15 protein-coding genes are annotated in these 15,514 nt (G+C 75.1%); 12 read left to right on the forward strand and 3 right to left on the reverse strand.

Annotated elements, in window-relative coordinates:
• Nucleotides 1–22 precede the first annotated feature (22 nt).
• Nucleotides 23–274, forward strand: coding sequence for a DUF397 domain-containing protein (locus tag ACZ6X9_RS06805; RefSeq protein WP_469776871.1), 252 nt, complete (start codon nt 23–25; stop codon nt 272–274).
• Nucleotides 275–393: 119 nt separating this feature from the next.
• Here the strand turns inward: ACZ6X9_RS06805 and ACZ6X9_RS06810 are convergent, their stop codons facing one another.
• Nucleotides 394–1,626: an 8-amino-7-oxononanoate synthase gene (locus ACZ6X9_RS06810; RefSeq protein ID WP_469776872.1), complete on the reverse strand. Its 1,233-nt coding sequence runs from the start codon at nt 1,624–1,626 to the stop codon at nt 394–396.
• 262 nt (nt 1,627–1,888) lie between these two features.
• Between ACZ6X9_RS06810 and bioB the strand changes: the two genes are divergently transcribed.
• The 4 genes from bioB (at nt 1,889) to ACZ6X9_RS06830 (ending at nt 5,916) form a co-directional block, all read left to right on the forward strand.
• Nucleotides 1,889–3,052, forward strand: coding sequence for a biotin synthase BioB (gene bioB / locus ACZ6X9_RS06815; protein WP_469776873.1), 1,164 nt, complete (start codon nt 1,889–1,891; stop codon nt 3,050–3,052).
• On the forward strand, nt 3,045–4,403 hold the full coding sequence (locus ACZ6X9_RS06820; RefSeq protein ID WP_469776874.1) for an adenosylmethionine--8-amino-7-oxononanoate transaminase: 1,359 nt from the start codon (nt 3,045–3,047) through the stop codon (nt 4,401–4,403). Before bioB ends, ACZ6X9_RS06820 begins: the two co-directional genes overlap by 8 nt.
• Nucleotides 4,400–5,101: a dethiobiotin synthase gene (gene bioD, locus ACZ6X9_RS06825; RefSeq protein ID WP_469776875.1), complete on the forward strand. Its 702-nt coding sequence runs from the start codon at nt 4,400–4,402 to the stop codon at nt 5,099–5,101. Before ACZ6X9_RS06820 ends, bioD begins: the two co-directional genes overlap by 4 nt.
• Before the next feature lie 146 nt (nt 5,102–5,247).
• Entirely contained in the window at nt 5,248–5,916 is a 669-nt protein-coding gene (locus ACZ6X9_RS06830; protein ID WP_469776876.1) for a class I SAM-dependent methyltransferase, read from the forward strand.
• A gap of 17 nt (nt 5,917–5,933) precedes the next feature.
• Here ACZ6X9_RS06830 and ACZ6X9_RS06835 read toward each other — a convergent pair whose 3' ends face one another.
• Nucleotides 5,934–6,443 carry a TetR/AcrR family transcriptional regulator gene (locus ACZ6X9_RS06835; RefSeq protein WP_469777628.1) on the reverse strand — a complete coding sequence of 170 codons (510 nt, stop codon included), beginning with the start codon at nt 6,441–6,443 and terminating at the stop codon, nt 5,934–5,936.
• Nucleotides 6,444–6,612: 169 nt separating this feature from the next.
• Here ACZ6X9_RS06835 and ACZ6X9_RS06840 point away from each other — a divergent pair, with 169 nt between their 5' ends.
• The 6 genes from ACZ6X9_RS06840 (at nt 6,613) to mug (ending at nt 13,485) form a co-directional block, all read left to right on the forward strand.
• On the forward strand, nt 6,613–7,770 hold the full coding sequence (locus ACZ6X9_RS06840; protein WP_469776877.1) for an FAD-dependent monooxygenase: 1,158 nt from the start codon (nt 6,613–6,615) through the stop codon (nt 7,768–7,770).
• Nucleotides 7,771–7,993: 223 nt separating this feature from the next.
• On the forward strand, nt 7,994–9,346 hold the full coding sequence (locus ACZ6X9_RS06845) for a hemolysin family protein (protein WP_469776878.1): 1,353 nt from the start codon (nt 7,994–7,996) through the stop codon (nt 9,344–9,346).
• A complete protein-coding gene (locus tag ACZ6X9_RS06850) occupies nt 9,343–10,356 on the forward strand; it encodes a hemolysin family protein (RefSeq protein WP_469776879.1) in 1,014 nt (337 codons plus the stop codon). Before ACZ6X9_RS06845 ends, ACZ6X9_RS06850 begins: the two co-directional genes overlap by 4 nt.
• A gap of 73 nt (nt 10,357–10,429) precedes the next feature.
• Nucleotides 10,430–11,416, forward strand: a complete 987-nt coding sequence (locus ACZ6X9_RS06855) for an SGNH/GDSL hydrolase family protein (protein WP_469776880.1) — start codon at nt 10,430–10,432, stop codon at nt 11,414–11,416.
• A gap of 59 nt (nt 11,417–11,475) precedes the next feature.
• Nucleotides 11,476–12,933, forward strand: coding sequence for an adenylosuccinate lyase (gene purB / locus ACZ6X9_RS06860; protein ID WP_469776881.1), 1,458 nt, complete (start codon nt 11,476–11,478; stop codon nt 12,931–12,933).
• 3 nt (nt 12,934–12,936) lie between these two features.
• Nucleotides 12,937–13,485, forward strand: coding sequence for a G/U mismatch-specific DNA glycosylase (mug, locus tag ACZ6X9_RS06865; protein WP_469776882.1), 549 nt, complete (start codon nt 12,937–12,939; stop codon nt 13,483–13,485).
• Between the two features lie 4 nt (nt 13,486–13,489).
• Here mug and ACZ6X9_RS06870 read toward each other — a convergent pair whose 3' ends face one another.
• Nucleotides 13,490–14,029 carry an EF-hand domain-containing protein gene (locus ACZ6X9_RS06870; RefSeq protein ID WP_469776883.1) on the reverse strand — a complete coding sequence of 180 codons (540 nt, stop codon included), beginning with the start codon at nt 14,027–14,029 and terminating at the stop codon, nt 13,490–13,492.
• Between the two features lie 244 nt (nt 14,030–14,273).
• Between ACZ6X9_RS06870 and ACZ6X9_RS06875 the strand changes: the two genes are divergently transcribed.
• Nucleotides 14,274–15,437: an ROK family protein gene (locus ACZ6X9_RS06875; protein ID WP_469776884.1), complete on the forward strand. Its 1,164-nt coding sequence runs from the start codon at nt 14,274–14,276 to the stop codon at nt 15,435–15,437.
• The last annotated feature ends 77 nt before the right edge of the window (nt 15,438–15,514 follow it).

The raw sequence follows: 15,514 nt of genomic DNA on the forward strand, positions 1-15,514 counted from the left end.
CGAGGACGCGCAAGGAGGCGCCATGTCCGCACCACGGCGGTACGTACCTTCTCGTTCGGTTCCGCGCGCGGCCGAGTGGCGGCGCAGCAGCCACAGCACCGGGATGAACAACTGTGTCGAGGCCGCCGTCCTGGCCACCGGCCGTCTCGCCGTGCGCGACTCCAAGCGGCCGGCGGGTCCCCGCGTGGAGGTGGGGCCCGCGGCCTGGAGACCGTTCGTCGGCCTGCTCCGGGCGGCGGGGGACGGCCCGGGCCACGGGTGCGGCACGCGTTGAGGGCACGAGTCAGCGGCACGAGTCGGCGGCACACTCGACGGCACGAGCCCGGCAGCACGCGTCGACGGCCCGGTCCGGCCCCTCCTCCACCGGCGCCCCGGCTCGACCGGCACCCCGGCTCAGTGGCCGCGGGCCGCCGGCGGCGCGGTCCGGACGATGGTCGCGACCGCCCGTTCCACCTCACGGTCCGAGAGGTCGGCGCGGGCGGTCAGCCGCAGCCGCGAGACGCCGTCCGGCACGGACGGCGGGCGGAAGCAGCCCACCGCGAGCCCCTCCGCCCGGCAGGCGGCCTGCCAGCGCACCGCCGCTTCCGGCGAGGGGGCGCGGACCGAGACGACGGCCGCGTCGGGGCGTACGGCGGTGAACCCGGCGGCCGTCAGCCGCCGGTGCAGGCCGCCCGCCACCGCGCGGACGCGGGCCGCCCGGTCCGGTTCCCGGCGCAGCACCTCCAGGGCCGCCAGGGCCCCCGCGGCGGCGGCGGGCGCCAGGCCGGTGTCGAAGACGAAGGTCCGGGCGGTGTTGACGAGGTGGGTGACGACGCGTGCGGGGCCGAGCACCGCGCCGCCCTGGGCGCCCAGCGACTTGGAGAGGGTGACGGTGGACACCACGTCCGCGTCTCCCGCCAGGCCGGCGGCGCGCACCGCGCCGCGGCCCCCCTCCCCCAGCACTCCGAGCCCGTGCGCGTCGTCCACCAGCAGCCCCGCGCCGCTCTCCCGGCACACCCGTGCCAGATCGCCGAGTGGAGCGGCGTCGCCGTCCACGGAGAAGACGGAGTCGGTGACGACCAGGGCCCGGCCCGGGTGGGTGGTCAGGGCCTTGCGGACGGCCGCCGGGTCGGCGTGCGGGACGATCGCCTTCCGGGCCCGGGCGAGCCGGCAGCCGTCGATCAGCGAGGCGTGGTTGCCCTCGTCGGAGACCAGCAGTGACGGGGTGCCCGCCGGGTCCGGGGGCGCGGCGAGGGCGGTGACGGCAGCGAGGTTGGCGGCGTAACCGGAGGAGAGGACGAGCGCGGCCTCGAAGCCGCAGAACTCGGCGAGACTCCGTTCGAGTTCGGCGTGCAGTTCGGTGCTGCCGCTGACGAGGCGGGAGCCGGTGGCGCCGGCGCCCCAGCGGTGGGCCGCCGCCGCGGCGGCCCGGGTGACCCATGGGTGGCGGCTGAGACCGAGGTAGTCGTTGCCGGCGAGGTCGGTGGTGGAGGTGTCACCCGTGGGACGGGCGGGGCGGGGGCGCAGGGTGCGGATGAGGCCGGCGTCCCGCCGCGCCCGGTGCTGCTCGTCGATCCAGTCGAAAACGCTGTGGGCGCTGTGGGCGTGGTGAACGCCGTCGACGCTGTGGGCACTGTCGTGGGGCATCGGCCGTCCCGGCTCCTGTGCGGTCCCTGAGGGGGTGGACTACGGGTGTGCGCACCGTGCCGGTCCGGGTGCTGCCCCGGGGCCGTCTGTGGGATTCACATAAATCGCCGTGGGGTCCGTTCGCCGGGCCGAGTACGGCCGACCCTCAAACTAGCCGTTCCCGCACGTGATCAGCATGTCGTGATCCACCCAGCTTGGACACCGGGTGTTGTGAGATCCCTACCTTGGCCCGGAGCGGGCCGGTGGGCGAGGATCACTCCTCATGGACCTGATCGACACCTTGGTGGAGAAGGGGCTGCGGCGCGAGTCGCCGACCCGGGACGAAGCGCTGGCCGTGCTGGCGACCTCCGACGACGAGTTGCTGGACGTGGTGGCCGGCGCGGGCCGGGTGCGCCGGAAGTGGTTCGGGCGGCGGGTGAAGCTCAACTACCTCGTCAACCTGAAGTCCGGGCTCTGCCCCGAGGACTGCTCCTACTGCTCCCAGCGGCTCGGCTCGAAGGCCGAAATCCTCAAGTACACCTGGCTGAAGCCCGAGGAGGCGTCGAAGGCGGCGTCGGCGGGGGTGGCGGGGGGTGCCAAGCGCGTGTGCCTGGTGGCCAGCGGGCGCGGCCCGACGGACCGGGACATCGACCGGGTCTCGCGCACCATCGAGGCGATCAAGGAGGAGAACGAGCAGGTCGAGGTGTGCGCCTGCCTCGGACTGCTCTCCGAGGGCCAGGCGGAGCGGCTGCGCGCGGCGGGCGTCGACGCCTACAACCACAATCTCAACACCTCCGAGGCCACGTACGGCGACATCACCACCACCCACACCTACGCCGACCGCGAGGAGACCGTGCGGCTGGCGCAGGGCGCCGGGCTGTCGGCCTGCTCGGGGCTGATCGCGGGCATGGGCGAGAGCGACGAGGACCTGGTGGACGTCGTGTTCGCGCTGCGCGCGATGGACGTCGACTCGGTGCCGGTCAACTTCCTCATCCCGTTCGAGGGCACTCCGCTCGCCGAGCGGTGGAACCTCACCCCGCAGCGGGCGCTGCGCATCCTGGCGATGGTCCGCTTCGTCCACCCGGACGCCGAGGTCCGGCTGGCCGGCGGCCGCGAGATCCATCTGCGCACCCTCCAGCCGCTGGCCCTGCACCTGGTCAACTCCATCTTCCTGGGCGACTACCTGACCAGCGAGGGCCAGGAGGGCAAGGCCGACCTCGACATGATCGCGGATGCGGGCTTCGAGGTGGAGGGCGCGGACACCACGACGCTGCCCGCGCACCGGGTGCGGTCGGCGGGGTGCGGTGGCGGTACCTGCGAGCCGTGTGGGGACGCGGGGGCCGGTGAGGTTTCCGAGACCCCGGCCGAGGAGTCCGGCGCGGCCCGGACGGACCTGGTCGCGGTACGCCGCCGGGGCGCGGGAACGGACCTGCCGCCCAATGCCTGACCCGCTCGTCCGCCCCGGGGCGGACCCCCTCACCCCGCGCCGCCTGCTGGACCTGGACCGGCGGCACGTCTGGCACCCGTACGCGCCGATGCCCGGCCGGCGGGACCCGCTGGTCGTCGCGTCGGCGTCCGGTGTCCGGCTGCGGCTGGCGGAACCGGCGTACGGCGCGTCCGAGCTGGTGGACGGCATGTCGTCCTGGTGGTCGGCGCTGCACGGCTACAACCACCCGGTGCTCAACGAGGCCGCGCGGACGCAGTTGGACCGGATGAGCCATGTGATGTTCGGCGGGCTCACCCACGAGCCCGCCGTCCGGCTGGCCGCCCGACTGGTGGAGATCACGCCGGAGGGCCTGGAGCACGTCTTCCTCGCCGACTCCGGTTCGGTCTCGGTCGAGGTGGCCGTCAAGATGTGCCTCCAGTACTGGCGTTCGCTGGGCCGGCCGGAGAAGCGGCGGCTGCTCACCTGGCGCGGCGGCTACCACGGGGACACCTGGACGCCGATGTCGGTGTGCGATCCGGACGGCGGGATGCACAGCCTCTGGTCGGGCGTGCTGCCGGAGCAGGTCTTCGCGGACGCGCCGCCGGCCGGCTTCGACGCCGAGCCCGACCCGGCGTACGAGGCGCACCTGCGGGAGCTGGTGGAGCGGCACGCGCACGAGGTGGCCGCGGTGATCGTGGAGCCGGTGGTGCAGAACGCGGGCGGGATGCGCTTCCACTCCCCCGGCTACCTGCGGCTGCTGCGGCGGCTGTGCGACGAGCACGACGTGCTGCTGGTCTTCGACGAGATCGCCACCGGGTTCGGCCGTACGGGCGCGCTGTTCGCGGCGGACCACGCGGGGGTCACCCCCGACGTGCTCTGCCTGGGCAAGGCGCTGACGGGCGGCTACCTGACGATGGCGGCGGCCCTGTGCACCCCGCGGGTGGCCGACGGGATCTCGCGGGGCGAGGTGCCGGTGCTGGCGCACGGGCCCACGTTCATGGGCAACCCGCTGGCCGCGGCCGTCGCCTGCGCGTCCGTGGACCTGCTGCTGGGCCAGGACTGGCAGGCGGAGGTCAAGCGGATCGAGGCCGGGCTGCGGGACGGCCTGGCGGAGGCGGCCGGCGTGCCGGGGGTACGGGACGTCCGCACCCTGGGCGCCATCGGCGTCGTCCAGTTGGACGCGCCGCTCGACGCGGCGGGGATGGCGGCGGCGACGGAGGCCGCGGTACGCGAGGGCGTCTGGCTGCGGCCGTTCGGCGACCTCGTCTACACCATGCCGCCGTTCGTCACCGACGACGACGACCTGGCCCAAATTTGTCGCGCGGTACGCGCCGCGGCGGCGGCCGGGTCGGCGGGAAGGGAGCGGGCATGACGGTACTGATCGTCTCGGGCACCGGCACCGAGCTCGGCAAGACCATGACCACGGCGGCGATCGCCGCGGTCGCGCTGGCGGAGGGCCGCTCGGTGGCCGTACTCAAACCGGCCCAGACCGGTGTCGCGACCGGCGAGCCGGGGGACGTCGCCGAGGTCCGGCGGCTCGCCGGCCCCGTCACCGGCCTCGAACTGGCCCGCTATCCCGAGCCGTTGGCCCCCGCCACCGCCGCCCGCCGCTCCGGCCTCCCCCCGGTCCGGCCCCGGGACGTCGCGACGGCGGCGGAGCGGCTCGCCGCCGAGCACGACCTCGTACTCGTCGAGGGGGCGGGCGGGTTGCTCGTCCGGCTCGACGACGAAGGGGGCACGCTCGCCGATGCGGCGCGGCTGCTGGGCGCTCCTGTCGTGGTGGTGGCGGCGGCCGGGCTCGGCACGCTGAACGTCACGGCGCTGACGGCGGAGGCTTTGCGCTCGCGCGGGCTGGGTTGTGCGGGGGTTGTCGTCGGCAGTTGGCCGGCCGAGCCGGATCTGGCGATGCGGTGCAATGTCATCGACTTTCCGGAGGTGACGGGGGCTCCGCTGATCGGCGCCCTGCCCGCTGGGGCGGGAGCCCTGCCGCCGGCCGATTTCCGCGCGCGGGCGGCGGGGTGGCTGGGGCCGGAGCTTTCGGGGACGTGGTCCCCGGCGGCGCTGGGTTGAGTGGCCCCTGTCCCTCCCTTTCACCGTTTCTCGCGGGGGCGGGCCCCCGCACCCCGAAGCGCGCTGCGCGCTCAGGGGCTCACCACCCCCCGTCCGGGGAACAATCGCGTTAGCCGGCCCCCGGCGCGACCGGAAAGAGGTGTGCCATGCCCCCGCGCGACCCCACCCTCGTCCACCACCCCCTCTTCGCCCGCTTCTACGCCCGCACCGCCCCGGCGCTGGAAGCGCGCAGCGGGATGGCCGCGCACCGGCGGGAGTTGCTGGCCGGTCTGTCGGGGCGGGTGATCGAGATCGGGGCGGGGCCGGGGCTGAACTTTCCGTATTACCCGGAGGGCGTCTCCGAGGTGGTGGCGGTGGAGCCGGAGCGGCGGCTGCGCCGGCCGGCGGCGGAGGCGGCGGTGCGGGCGGGGGTGCCGGTGGACGTCGTTCCGGCGGCGGCGGAGGCGCTGCCGGTGAAGAGTGAGGCGTTCGACGCGGCTGTGGTGTGCCTGGTGCTGTGTTCGGTGCGGGATGTGCCGAGGGCGCTCGGTGAGCTGCGGCGGGTGCTGCGGCCCGGCGCGGAGGTCCGCTTCTTCGAGCACGGCCGCGCCGAGGAGCGCATTCTCGCCGCCGTGCAGCGGGTGGCCGACCGGACGGTGTGGCCCCGGCTGTTCGGGGGCTGCCGGACGGCCCGGGATCCGCTGGGCGCCCTGTCCGCGGCCGGGTTCGCGGTCCGTTCGTGGCACCGGGTGCGGGTGCCCGCGACGGGCCCGCGGCTGCCGTCGTCCTCCTGTGTCACGGGGGTCGCGGTCCGTCCCGGCGAGGGGCCGGGCTGAGTGGTCGTCAAACGTCGTCAGGCGCCGTCGGGCTGCCGCAGCGCCGCCTCCACCACGCCCCTGAGGTGGGCGCGCGGTACCGCGCCGCCGGCCACCAGGCGGTCGAAGACGAGGCCGTCGACGCAGGCGAGCAGGGTGACGGTGCGTTCCTCGGGGTCGGGGACGCCGCGGGCCGCGAGGAAGTCCCGGACGGCGGTCCTGGCCGCGTTCTCGCGCGGTCGGAGGACGTCGCGCAGCGCGGGGTCGCGCACGCTCTCGACGGCGCAGGCGTAGCGGGCCAGGGTGCGCCGCCGCCCGGGTCCGGTGAGGCGCAGTTCGGTGAACGCGGCGAGGGCGCCGGTGAGTTCGTCCGCGTCCCGGGGCACGGGCAGGGCCGCTCCGAGTGTCCGGAGCTCGGCCTGGTCGACGTCGACGAGCCGCCGGACCAGGGCGTCGAGCAGGGCTCTGCGGGTGCGGAAGTACGCGGAGGTGGTGCCGGACGGCAGGCCGGCCGCCCGGTCGACGGCGCGGTGGGTCAGTCCGCGCATGCCCTCGTCGGCCAGGACGGCGAGGGCCGCGTCGGCGATGAGGGTGCGTCGTTCGGTGGTGGCCACACCCCCCTTTCTATCGCAGGTGAAGCTCTGGCCTATGCTCCTGCCACGGATCTTCTACAGGTGTAGAAAATCCACTCTGACACGACGCGGAAAGGGGCCTGACATGGGCGGCAGCGCGGTGGTCGTCGGCGGGGGCATCGGGGGGCTGGCGGCGGCCCTCGGGCTGCGGCGGATCGGCTGGGAGGTGACCGTCGTCGAACGCGCCCCCGTCCTGGACGACGCGGGGGCGGGCATCTCGCTGGCGGCCAACGGGGTCCGCGCCCTGGACGAGCTCGGCGTCGGGGAGGCGGTGCGCGCCGCGTCCCGGTTCCAGTACACGGGCGGGACGCGGACCCCCGACGGCCGCCGGCTGGCCCGGATGGACGGCGCGGCGCTCGAACGGGAACTGGGGACGCCGATCGTCGGGATACCGCGGTCCGTGCTGCACGGCATCATGCGGGCGGCCCTGCCGCCCGGGGCCCTGGTGACGGGGGCCGAGGTGACGGAGGTCGACGGCGCGGACCCGTCCGGCCCCCGGGTCCGCTGGGGCGACGAGGTCCGGTCGGCGGACCTGGTGGTGGCCGCCGACGGCGTCCGCAGCCGACTGCGCCGCGGCCTGTTCCCCGCCCACCCGGGACCGGCGTACAGCGGCTCGACGGTACTGCGGGCGATCACCGAGCACCCGGTGGACGTGACCGGCGACTTCGAGCTGACCTGGGGGCGGGGCGCCGAGTTCGGCCACATCCTGCTGGCCGACGGCCGGGCGGAGTGGCACGCGGTCCTCAACGCGCCCGCCGGGCTCCGTACCGCCGACCCCCTCGGCGCACTGCGCCGCCGGTTCGGCGGCTGGCACGACCCGATCCCGGCGCTGCTGGACGCCACCCGCCCGGAGGACGTCCTGCACCACGACATCCACGAGCTCGCGACCCCCCTCCCCTCCTTCACCGCGGGCCGCGTGGCACTGCTCGGCGACGCCGCCCACGCGATGACGCCTCACCTCGGGCAGGGGGCCTGCCAGGCGCTGGAGGACGCGGTCACCCTGGCCGCCGCGCTGGCCGCCGGGCCGTCGGTCGAGTCCGCGCTGGCCCGCTACGACGCCGAGCGGCGGCCCAGGAGCCAGGGCGTCGCCCGTGCCGCCCGGCAGGCCGGACGGATGGGCCAGCAACTGGACCGCCCTCTGGCCATCGCCCTCCGGAACGCGGTGTTCCGGTTGGCGCCGTCGGGCCTGGCGGTCCGCGCGGTCCTGCGCCACGCCGCCTGGACGCCGCCGCGGCTGGGCTGAGCCCGGCGGTCCGGCCGCGGCCCGGTACGATGACTTTGCCTTTCCTTTACCATGGGCGGTCACGGTTCCCGGGGAATCCGTCTTCCCGTGACTCCCCGCGAACCGTCCCCCAGTGAAGCGAAAGGTGTGAGCGTCCCCTCATGGGTGAACCTCCCAGCGGTACCGGCGTCCGACGCCGCGCGCCCCTCCGGCCCGTGCCCGACCATGGGACGGAGGTGACCCGATGACCGAAGTGCTCCTGCTGGTGCTCACCCTGGTGCTGACACTGGCGTGCGCCGTCTTCGTCGCCGCCGAGTTCTCGCTCACCACCGTGGAACGCGGCGAGCTCGAGCGGGCCGCCGAGGCCGGCGACCGCCGCGCGCAGGGCGCCCTGCGCGCGGTGCGCGGCCTCACGTTCCAGTTGTCCGGCGCCCAGCTCGGCATCACCGTCACCGGCCTGGTCATCGGCATGCTCTCCAAGCCGTCCCTGGCCACCCTGCTGACCGGCCCGGTGCAGGCCCTCGGGCTGTCCCGGTCGGTGGCGTCCTCCGTGGCCATCGCCCTCGGGACCGTCCTCTCCACGGTGGTCCTGATGGTCGTCGGCGAGCTGGTCCCCAAGAACTGGGCGATCTCCCGGCCGCTGCCCATGGCCCGGGCCGTGGCCGGGCCGCAGCGCGCCTTCTCCGCCCTCTTCCGGCCGCTGATCCGGCACCTCAACGACTCCGCCAACCGCGTCCTGCACCGGATGGGCGTGGAGCCCGCCGAGGAACTGGCCACCGCGCGCGGCCCCCGCGAACTGGCCGCCCTCGCCCGGCACTCCGCCCGCGAGGGCGCGCTGGAGCCGGACACCGCCGAGCTGTTCGTCCGCACCCTGAACCTCGCGGACCTGACGGCGGAGAACGTGATGACGCCCCGGGTGCAGGTCACCGCGCTGGACGAGCGGGCCACCGTCGAGGACGTGGCCAACGCCACCCGGGCGACCGGCCTGTCCCGCTTCCCCGTCTACCGGGGCGGCCTCGACTCCGTCGTCGGCATCGCGCACATCAAGGACGTCCTCACCGTCCCCGCCGACCAGCGCCCGCAGCGCCCGGTGACCACCCTGCTCCGCGAGCCGCTGCTGGTCCCGGCGTCGCTGACCGTCGACCGGCTGCTGGACCGGCTGTCCGCCAAGCGCAGCATGGCCGTGGTGATCGACGAGTACGGCGGCACGGCCGGCGTGGTGACGCTGGAGGACATCGTCGAGGAGGTCGTGGGCGAGGTCCGCGACGAGCACGACCCCGTCGAACGCCCCGACCTCGCCCCGGCCGGCACCGGCCCGGACGGCCGGGAGCGCTACGACGCCGACGGCGCGACCCGCACCGACCAGCTCGACGCCATCGGGCTGAGGGTGCCCGAGGGCCCGTACGAGACGCTGGCCGGGCTGGTCGCCACCGAACTCGGCCGGATCCCGGCCGCCGGGGACACCCTGGAGGTGGCCGGCTGGCGGCTGGAGGTGACGGACGCGTCCGGGCGGCGCGCCGCCCGCGTCCGGCTCACCGCACCCGACCGCGGCCCGGAGGCCGACGGCACGGACGGCCACGGGGAGGCCGGCCGATGACCGCGGTGCAGTTGCTGATCGGCCTGGCGACGCTGGTCGCCAACGCCTTCTTCGTGGGCGCCGAGTTCGCCCTGATCTCGGTCCGCCGCAGCCAGGTGGAGCCGCACGCCGACCAGGGCGACCGGCGCGCCCGCCGGGTCCTGTGGGGCCTGGAGCACATCTCGGCCCTGATGGCGGCGGCGCAGCTCGGCATCACGCTGTGCACGCTGGTGCTCGGTGTGGTCGCGGAACCGGCCATCGCCGCCCTGCTGGAGCCCGCCCTGCACGCCGCGGGCCTGTCGCCCGGGGGCATCCACGCGGTGTCGTTCGCCATCGCCCTGGCGGTCTCGACCTATCTGCACATGCTCTTCGGCGAGATGGTGCCCAAGAACATCGCCCTCGCCGAGCCGGTCCGCACCGCCCTCTTCCTCGGCCCGCCGCTGGTGACCCTGTCCCGCGCGCTGCGCCCGGTGGTGTTCGCCATCAACCAGTTGGCCAACGGCATCCTGAAGCTGCTGCGGGTGGAGCCCAAGGACGAGGTGGCGGCGGTCTTCTCGGACGACCAGTTGGCCCGGATGGTGGCGGACGCCAGCGCCGCCGGACTGCTGGACGAGCGGTCGACGGAACGGCTGCGGGATGCCCTGGAACTGGGCAAGCGCCCGGTCGCGGACGTCGTGCTGCCGGTGGACCGGGTGGTCGCCGCCCGCTTCGGGGTCACCCCCGGGCAACTGGAGGCGCTGGCGGCCCGGTCGGGCTACTCCCGCTTCCCGGTGGTCGACGACCGCGGCCGGATCCTGGGCTACCTGCATGTGAAGGACGCCCTGGACGCGACGCCCCGCGACGTGGCGTTCCCGCTGCGCCGGATACGCACCATCGCGCAGGTACGGGCCGACACCCCGCTCGACGACGTCATCCACGCCATGAGCGGCACCGGCGCCCACCTGGCGGCCGTGCTCGGCGCCGACGACCGGCTGGCCGGGTTGGTCACGCTGGAGGACGTGCTCCGGCAGCTCGTGGGACGCCGGGTGTGAGGGAGGAGGGGGGCGACGGGGGCGGGAGGGACCGGAGGGGCGCGGCGAGGGACGGGAGTAGGATCGCCGCGCCATGCCGATGAATGCCTCGCGGACGAACGCCCCGCACCCCCAGAACGCCGACGCCCCCCGGAACGCGGACGACCCGCGGGCCGCCGACGGCGCCGAGCCCGGCGACGGCGCGCCGGAGTCACCGGCGGCCCCCGTGTTCACCAGCTTCGTCGCGGTCGGCGACTCCTTCACCGAGGGCATGTCCGACGTCCTGCCGGACGGCTCCTACCGCGGCTGGGCCGACCTGCTCGCGACCCGCCTCGCCGGCCGCGCGCCCGGCTTCCGGTACGCGAACCTGGCGGTGCGCGGCAAGCTCATCGGGCAGATCGCCGACGAGCAGGCGGCGCCCGCCGCCGCGCTGGGCGCCGACCTGGTGACGCTGGTCGGCGGCCTCAACGACGTGCTGCGGCCGAAGTGCGACGTCGAGCTGGTGTGCGCGCGGCTGGCCGAGGCCGCCGAGCGGCTGGCGCCGAGCTGCCGGCAACTGGTGCTGATGCGCAGTCCGGGCCGGCGCGGCCCGGTCCTGGAGCGGTTCCGCCCCCGGATGGAGCGGCTGTTCGGCTTCCTCGACGAGCTCGCCGAGCGGCACGGCGCCCTGGTCGTCGACCTGTTCGGCGCCGACGTGCTGGGCGATCCCCGGCTGTGGGCCGAGGACCGGCTGCACCTGAACGCCGAGGGGCACCGGCGCGTCGCCGAGGCGGTCTGGCAGGCGCTCGGCCTGCCGCCGGAGTCCGACTGGCGGCGGCCCCTGCCGCCGGCCGTCCGCCCCGACTGGGTCACGCGGCGCACCTCGGACCTGCGGTTCGCCCGCGAACACCTGGGCCCGTGGATAGGCCGCCGGCTCACCGGGCGGTCCTCGGGCGACGGCCGGACGGGCGCGCACTTCAGCGCCGGGCCGGGTGAGGCGTTCTTCGTGACGCCGGCCGCGGACCCGCCGGGCTGCGTCACCGGCTGGTGCCGCTGGACGCCGCCGGAGGACGGCACCACCACCCCCCGGCCGTCCTCGTAGGAACGCACCAGGCGGACCGCCGCACGGGTCTGCGCGTTCCGCCAGTAGACTTACGTCACGTGACTGCACCTGCCGCATCTGCCGCGTCTTCGAAGCCCCGCATCCCCAACGTGCTGGCCGGCCGCTACGCCTCCGCCGAGCTCGCCGTCCTGTGGTCCCCCGAGTACAAGGTGACCCTGGAGCGCAAGCTGTGGCTGGCCGTGCTCCGCGCCCAGAAAGACCTGGGGATCGAGGTGCCGGACACCGCCCTCGCCGACTACGAGCGGGTGCTGGAGCAGGTCGACCTCGCCTCGATCGCCGAGCGCGAGAAGGTCACCCGGCACGACGTGAAGGCCCGTATCGAGGAGTTCAACGCCCTCGCCGGCCACGAGCACGTGCACAAGGGCATGACCTCCCGGGACCTCACCGAGAACGTCGAGCAGTTGCAGATCCGGCTCTCCCTGGAGCTGGTGCGCGACCGCACGGTCGCCGTGCTGGCCCGGCTGGCGAAGCTGGCCGCCGACCACGCCGAACTGGTCATGGCCGGCCGCTCGCACAATGTCGCCGCCCAGGCGACCACCCTCGGCAAGCGCTTCGCGACCACCGCCGACGAGCTGCTCGTCGCGTACGGCCGGGTCGAGGAGCTGCTGGCCCGCTACCCGCTGCGCGGGATCAAGGGCCCGGTCGGCACCGCCCAGGACATGCTGGACCTGCTCGGCGGCGACGCCGGCAAGCTGGCGGAGCTGGAGCGCCGGATCGCCGCGCACCTGGGCTTCGGGCACGCCTTCACCTCCGTCGGCCAGGTCTACCCCCGGTCGCTGGACTACGACGTGGTCACCGCGCTGGTGCAGTTGGCCGCCGCGCCGTCCTCGCTCGCCAAGACGATCCGGCTGATGGCCGGGCACGAGCTGGTCACCGAGGGCTTCAAGCCCGGCCAGGTCGGCTCGTCCGCCATGCCGCACAAGATGAACACCCGCTCCTGCGAGCGCGTCAACGGCCTGATGGTCATCCTGCGCGGCTACGCCTCGATGACCGGCGAGCTGGCGGGCGACCAGTGGAACGAGGGCGACGTGTCCTGCTCGGTGGTGCGCCGCGTCGCGCTGCCGGACGCGTTCTTCGCGCTGGACGGCCTGCTGGAGACCTTCCTCACCGTCCTCGACGAGTTCGGCGCCTTCCCGGCGGTCGTCGCCCGTGAGCTGGACCGCTACCTGCCGTTCCTGGCCACCACCAAGGTACTGATGGGCGCGGTCCGGGCCGGTGTCGGCCGCGAGGTCGCGCACGAGGCCATCAAGGAGCACGCGGTAGCCTCCGCGCTGGCCATGCGCGAGCGGGGGGCCGAGCGCAACGAGCTGCTGGACAAGCTGGCCGCCGACGAGCGGATCCCGCTGGACCGGGCCGGGCTGGACGCGCTGATGGCCGACAAGCTGTCCTTCTCCGGTGCCGCCGCCGACCAGGTGGCCGCCGTGGCCGCCCGCGTCGAGGAGATCGTCAAGGCCCACCCGGAGGCCGCCGCGTACCGGCCGGGTGCCATCCTGTGACGCATGGCCCGTCCGACTCCTGAGGAACTCGAAGCCGCCCGCGACCGCCTCGTCCCCGACGTGGTCGCGGACGGTCTCCACGTGCTGTTCTGCGGCATCAACCCCGGTCTGATGTCCGCCGCCACCGGCCACCACTTCGCCCGGCCGGGCAACCGGTTCTGGCCGGTGCTGTACGCCTCGGGCTTCACCCCGCGCCGCCTCCACCCGTCGGAGCAGCATCTGCTGCCCCAGTACGGGCTGGGCATCACCAACGTGGTGGCGCGGGCCACGGCCCGGGCGGACGAACTGGGCGACGAGGAGTTCCGCGAGGGCGGCCGGCTCCTCGTCGAGAAGGTGGAGCGGCTGCGGCCCCGCTGGCTGGCGGTGGCCGGGGTGACGGCCTACCGGACGGCCTTCGGTGACAAGAAGGCCCGGATCGGCCCGCAGGAACGCACCATAGGCACCACCCGGATCTGGGCGCTGCCCAATCCCAGCGGACTCAATGCCCACTGGTCGCTCGCGACGATGGCGGAGGAGTTCGCACGGCTCCGGGAGGCGGCAGAGACCCCGTAACGGGTCAGGGGTGCCCGAGGACCCGGGCGCCGGGGCCGTCGGGATCGGTGCCGGTGTAGAAGTCCCAGACGGCGTTCTCCCACTCGGCCAGGGTCAGCCGGCCGTCGCCGTCCGCGTCCAGCACGGTGAACGCGGCCAGGGCCCGGTCCTCGGGGATGCCCAGCGCCTGCTGGGCGGCGACGAACTCCGCGGTGTCGACGACACCGTCGCCGTCCTGGTCGGCGACGGCCAGGTGCGCGCGGACGGACGGCTTCACCATCGCCCGCAGCGTCCCGTCCTCCCGCGCCGCCTCCAGCGCCGCGACGAACTCCGGGCAGCCCACCCGGCGGGCCCCGCCGTCGGGCGTGTGCGAGACGACGCCCTTCCAGTAGACGTCGGCCGCGTCCTCGGCGGACCGGGTCAGCGGGTCGTGCGCCGGGACGCCGAGCGCGTCGGCCAGTTGCCGGGCCCGGCCCCGGACGTCGTCCTGGCTGACGAACCCGTCGCCGTCCACGTCGAGCTGGCGGAACCGGTGTTCGTACTTCTCTCGCAGCACATCGCTCACGCGCTTGGCCTCCTGTGCCGGGTCGCTGGTCCTGAGGGATCCCGAGGGTGCCTCCACTGTGCGGGCGGGGCCGGGGACCACCGGGCGCACTCCGCCGTGAACCGCCGTCAAAGCTGCCCGGGTGGAGCACGGCCGGGCGCACCGGCCCTCGCCGCCCCCAGGCGCACCGGCTACGATCCGGTGGCGGCAAAGAGGACGCAAAAGACGCGGACGCGACAGACGCGAGAGCAGGGAGGCGGCGACGTTGGGGCGGCTCACCGGTGGGGACCCGTCCCTGCTGCGGCGGATCAATTCGGCCGTGGTCCTGCACGCCCTCCGGGCCACCGCGCCGTCCTGCTCCCCCACCCTCACCGACCTGGTCAAGGCCACCGGGCTGTCCCGGCCGACCGTGGAGGGCGTGGTCGAGGGGCTGATCGACTCCGGACTGGTCGCGGAGGCGTCCGCCGAGGAGGGCGTGGCACGGCGCCAGGGGCGCCCCGCGCGGAGGTTCCGCTTCCGGGCGGAGGCCGGGCATCTGCTGGGTGTGGAGATCGGACCGCACCGGGTGGCGGCGCTGCTGTCCGACCTGAGCGGCCGGGTGGCCGGTTCGGCGGCGGCCGAGGTGACCGAGACCGCGTCGGCGGACGCCCGGCTGGAGCGCGTCCGGGCGGTCGTCGCCGACCTGCTGCGGCGCGCCGACGTACCGCGCGGCGCGCTGCGGGCGGTGGGCGTCGCCAGCCCGGGCATCGTGGAGGCGGACGGCACGGTCCGGCTGGGCACGGCGCTGCCCGAATGGACGGGGCTGCCGCTCGGGGAGCGGCTGCGGCGTTCGTTCCGCTGCCCGGTGCTGGTCGAGAACGACGCCAACGCCGCCGCCGTGGCCGAGCACTGGAAGGGCGCGGCCCAGGGCGTGGACGACGTCGTCTTCGTCCTGGCGGGTCTCAGCCCGGGAGCCGGTTCGCTCATCGGCGGACGGCTGCACCGCGGGTTCGGCGGCGCGGCCGGGGAGATCGGCGCACTGCACCTGCTGGGCCGGGAGGCGACGCCCGAAGAGGTCCTCTCACCGACGGACGAACCCCTGCACCCCCTGGACGAGGCCCAGGTGGTCCGGGTGTTCGCCCTGGCCAGAGAGGGCGACGCACGGGCCCGGGCCGCCGTCGACCGCTATCTCCGCCGGCTGGTGCACGACGTCGCCGCGCTCGTGCTGGCCCTCGATCCGGAACTGGTGGTCGTGGGCGGCTGGGCCGCCGGCATCGGCGGCATCCTGGACCCGCTCCGCACCGAACTGGCCCGCTACTGCCTGCGGCCGCCGCGGGTGGCGCTGTCGCTGCTGGGGGACTCGGCGGTGGCGACCGGCGCCTTGCGGCTGGCGCTGGATCATGTGGAGGGCGAGCTTTTCGCCGTGGAGCGGCCGGTTACGGCGGGGTGAAACCGCGCTCCGGGGGTGCGGGGGCTTGCCCCGCAGAAACGGTGAAGGGGAGGGGCCGGGGCGCGGCCGCCCGGTCA

Source organism: Streptomyces sp. NPDC052910 (assembly GCF_055585605.1).

Bases quoted from the DNA above. Each gene is read 5' to 3' on its own strand.
- ACZ6X9_RS06805 (WP_469776871.1), top strand. From the start codon at position 23: ATGTCCGCACCACGGCGGTACGTACCTTCTCGTTCGGTTCCGCGCGCG.
- ACZ6X9_RS06810 (WP_469776872.1), bottom strand. From the start codon at position 1,626: ATGCCCCACGACAGTGCCCACAGCGTCGACGGCGTTCACCACGCCCAC.
- bioB (WP_469776873.1), top strand. From the start codon at position 1,889: ATGGACCTGATCGACACCTTGGTGGAGAAGGGGCTGCGGCGCGAGTCG.
- ACZ6X9_RS06820 (WP_469776874.1), top strand. From the start codon at position 3,045: ATGCCTGACCCGCTCGTCCGCCCCGGGGCGGACCCCCTCACCCCGCGC.
- bioD (WP_469776875.1), top strand. From the start codon at position 4,400: ATGACGGTACTGATCGTCTCGGGCACCGGCACCGAGCTCGGCAAGACC.
- ACZ6X9_RS06830 (WP_469776876.1), top strand. From the start codon at position 5,248: ATGCCCCCGCGCGACCCCACCCTCGTCCACCACCCCCTCTTCGCCCGC.
- ACZ6X9_RS06835 (WP_469777628.1), bottom strand. From the start codon at position 6,443: ATGCGCGGACTGACCCACCGCGCCGTCGACCGGGCGGCCGGCCTGCCG.
- ACZ6X9_RS06840 (WP_469776877.1), top strand. From the start codon at position 6,613: ATGGGCGGCAGCGCGGTGGTCGTCGGCGGGGGCATCGGGGGGCTGGCG.
- ACZ6X9_RS06845 (WP_469776878.1), top strand. From the start codon at position 7,994: ATGACCGAAGTGCTCCTGCTGGTGCTCACCCTGGTGCTGACACTGGCG.
- ACZ6X9_RS06850 (WP_469776879.1), top strand. From the start codon at position 9,343: ATGACCGCGGTGCAGTTGCTGATCGGCCTGGCGACGCTGGTCGCCAAC.
- ACZ6X9_RS06855 (WP_469776880.1), top strand. From the start codon at position 10,430: ATGCCGATGAATGCCTCGCGGACGAACGCCCCGCACCCCCAGAACGCC.
- mug (WP_469776882.1), top strand. From the start codon at position 12,937: ATGGCCCGTCCGACTCCTGAGGAACTCGAAGCCGCCCGCGACCGCCTC.